Annotated in this window: 3 protein-coding genes; 2 read left to right on the top strand and 1 reads right to left on the bottom strand. The window is 63.2% G+C overall.

What is annotated here, in order from left to right; genetic code table 11:
• Positions 1-9 precede the first annotated feature (9 nt).
• The gene (locus tag VEK15_28310) at positions 10-438 is read right to left on the bottom strand and encodes a nuclear transport factor 2 family protein (GenBank protein ID HXV64634.1); all 429 of its coding nucleotides are present in this window, start codon (positions 436-438) and stop codon (positions 10-12) included.
• Positions 439-696: 258 nt separating this feature from the next.
• Between VEK15_28310 and VEK15_28305 the strand changes: the two genes are divergently transcribed.
• Positions 697-1,638 carry a tripartite tricarboxylate transporter substrate binding protein gene (locus tag VEK15_28305; protein HXV64633.1) on the top strand — a complete coding sequence of 314 codons (942 nt, stop codon included), beginning with the start codon at positions 697-699 and terminating at the stop codon, positions 1,636-1,638.
• Positions 1,635-2,946: thiamine pyrophosphate-binding protein (locus tag VEK15_28300; GenBank protein ID HXV64632.1), on the top strand; the 1,312-nt coding region annotated here is incomplete at its 3' end. The genes VEK15_28305 and VEK15_28300, both read left to right, overlap by 4 nt.

Genomic DNA, 2,946 nt, shown 5'->3' with positions numbered 1-2,946 from the left:
CGGATGGCGTTATTGGTCAGAGGGGCTGTCTGACGCATGGAATGCCACAACCTTCCAACTGCCTTCCCGTTTCACATAAACTTTCGTGAACCGCCAGTCATCTTCGACCAACTGGTCGCCGCGACTCCGGGTGCGCCTCATTCGCCCTCGAACAACAGCCGCATTGCCGAAGATTTGCACAGCCACCTCCGAGGTCTCGTACTTCGAGAACTTGATCCTATTCGACCGCGCAACGCCAACGGCTTCCGCGCGCGGCATCACGGGCATTCGTGGAACCGTCACCGTGAACTCGTCCGCCCAGAGACGCTCGAGAGTTGATGCGTCACGCTCGAGGTGGGCAGTGTTCCAAACCTCCTCGAGTCGGACTAGCTCCGCCTTGTCATCCGAGGACTGCAAAACCGTGAAGAGTAACAACATCGAGAGCATGTCTACCAGCATGATTCGTCTCCTGTACAACTATGACTCCGACGTGCGCGCACAACGTCAACTTGTGAAACATTCCTCCGCGGAACAACGCATTTCTTCGGTTCGGTATAGCGCGATAATCATCGTGTACTCGCCAAGCCAACTCGATGAAGAGATCCAGACGCTGACCTGATTCTACAGCCTGGCTCGGCGCGGTCGAAAATTCGCCATCACGCTATACAGGCGAGCGCGCGGCCGACTCGTCTGGCTTTCGAGTAGAATCAACGCTTCATGTTACGCGGCGTGGTCCTTTTCCTACTTCTCGCGCAATCCGCCGCGTTTCCCGACCCGAAGCGCGAGCTCAGGCACATCATCCCGTGGGGCGCGGGAGGAGCGACCGACACGGCGATGCGAGGCTTTGCCCGCCATCTGGAGAAGCACCTCGGCATCCCGGTCGTGACCGAGAACATCCCGGGGGCCCTGAGCGCGGTGGGACTCCTGCAGGTGAAGAGAGCGCGACCGGATGGCTATACCGTCGTGACGCTGACCTACGACGCGTTGACGCTTTCGGTGCAGGGACTGGCTCCAGTTCGCTGGGACGACTTCGAGCCACTGGGCATGGTGACCGAGCACGCGAGCGCGCTGATCGTCGCCTCTGATCGGTTCGAGGACGTCGGGTCCTTGCAAAAGGCCGCGCTGGCGGAGCCCGGAAGAGTCAAAGTTGGCAACGTGGGAACCGGAGGCATATGGCATCAGCACGCCGTCGCTATGGAGCGCGCGTTGGGGGTGCGCCTCACACACGTGCCCTATGAAGCGGGCTCGGGCGCGCAGCTGACCGCGCTTCTCGGCGGTGAGGTCGACGCGAACGTATCGAGCCTTCCCGCCGCCCTTCCCTACGTACGCGCGGGACAGCTCCGGGTGCTCGCGGTCATGGCGGAAGACCGGGACCCTCTGGTTCCCGAGGTGCGCACGTTTCGTGAGCTCGGATACGATCTCGTATTCAGCGGGTTTCGCATTCTTGCGGCTCCTCACGGAACGCCACCAGACGTCCGCACCGTGCTCGAAGATGCGATGCGGAGGGCATTCGAAGATCCATCGTTTCGCGACTGGGCGGACCGAGCGGTCATCGGAGCGCGCTTTCGAAATGCGGCCGACACACGTAGATATCTCGAGCTGACTGCCGCGAAAGTCGAGGCGCTCATGGCGGAGCTGGGCCTTGGAGGCACGCGGTGAACGGCGCCGAAGCGGCCGTCGGAACCCTGCAAAGCCAGGGGGTCGAAGTCATCTTCGGTCTGTGCGGCGACACCACGCTTCCGCTCTATGAAGCCCTTCACGATCTCGACCACGGCATGCGCCACATCCTGACTCGCGACGAACGCTCGGCGTCGTTCATGGCCGACGCCTACGCGCGCTTCAGCGGAAGAGTCGGCGTGTGTGAAGCCCCGAGCGGAGGGGGCGCGCTCTACGTCCTTCCAGGTCTCGCCGAAGCGAACGCTTCGTCGGTGCCGGTCGTCTGCATCACCTCCGACATCGACCAGGGTGAAGCCGGACGGGGCACGTTGACCGAGCTCGATCAGATTGCGCTGTTTCGCCCGGTGACGAAATGGACGCACATGCCCTCTCGCGCGTCTGAGGTCCCACGATCCCTGAAAAAGGCTTTTCGCATCGCGACATCGGGGCCGCTGGGCGCAACCCACGTAAGTCTCTCGTTCGACGTACAAACCGGCGATGCCACCGGTTTCGAGCGTCCAGCACACGTTCATGATAACGGCTACCCGCTGTCGAGACCCGCGCCCGACGCCGAGCTCGTCCGCCGGGCGGCCCGAATCCTTTCCGAGGCGTCTCGCCCGCTAATCATCGCCGGAGCCGGGGTCCTTCGCTCCGGAGCCTGGGAGCAGGTCACGGCGCTCGCCCATGCCCTCGGCGCTCCGGTCGCGACTTCGATCAGCGGAAAGGGAAGCATTGCGGAAATCGATCCCTACGCGCTCGGAGTCATCGGCAGCAATGGCGGACTTCCCTACCGGCACGAGATCTTGCGAAACGCCGACGTGCTCTTCTACGTCGGCTGTGCCCAGGGCTCGGTCACGACCGAGAAATGGACGCTTCCGAGAGACCGCGAGAAACGCATCGTCCAGCTCGATATCGATCCCGCTCGCATCGGCCACAACTATGAGACAGAAGTGGGACTCTGCGGCGACGCGAGAACGGGTCTGGACATGCTGGTCGATGCGGTGGGCTCGATCGAGCCCAAGGTCGATCCGGAGGAGATCGAACGCCGGCGGCACGAGTTACTCGAGACCGTCGAGGCCTTCCGCTCCGACGAAGTGCCGATCCGACCCGAGCGCTTCCTCGCCGCGCTCATGCCTCGGCTCCCCGACGACGCTTTACTTTGCGTGGATCCGGGAACGGGTTGTCCCTACGTGTCGGCCTATCATCGATTGCCTCGGGCCGGCCGCTGGTTCGTCTCGCCCCGGGCCCACGGCGCTCTGGGTTACGCTCTTCCCGCCGTCTGTGGAGCCTATTTCGCTCGGCCCGACGCCG

It is taken from the genome of Vicinamibacteria bacterium (assembly GCA_035620555.1).
GTDB lineage: Bacteria > Acidobacteriota > Vicinamibacteria > Marinacidobacterales > SMYC01 > DASPGQ01.
Note: the sequence above shows the minus strand (reverse complement) of the source record. Positions and strands in the feature narration are given on the sequence as shown.

What these genes read in the sequence shown, in the direction of transcription:
- VEK15_28305 (HXV64633.1), top strand. Translation starts at nt 697, where the DNA reads ATGTTACGCGGCGTGGTCCTTTTCCTACTTCTCGCGCAATCCGCCGCG.
- VEK15_28310 (HXV64634.1), bottom strand. Translation starts at nt 438, where the DNA reads ATGCTGGTAGACATGCTCTCGATGTTGTTACTCTTCACGGTTTTGCAG.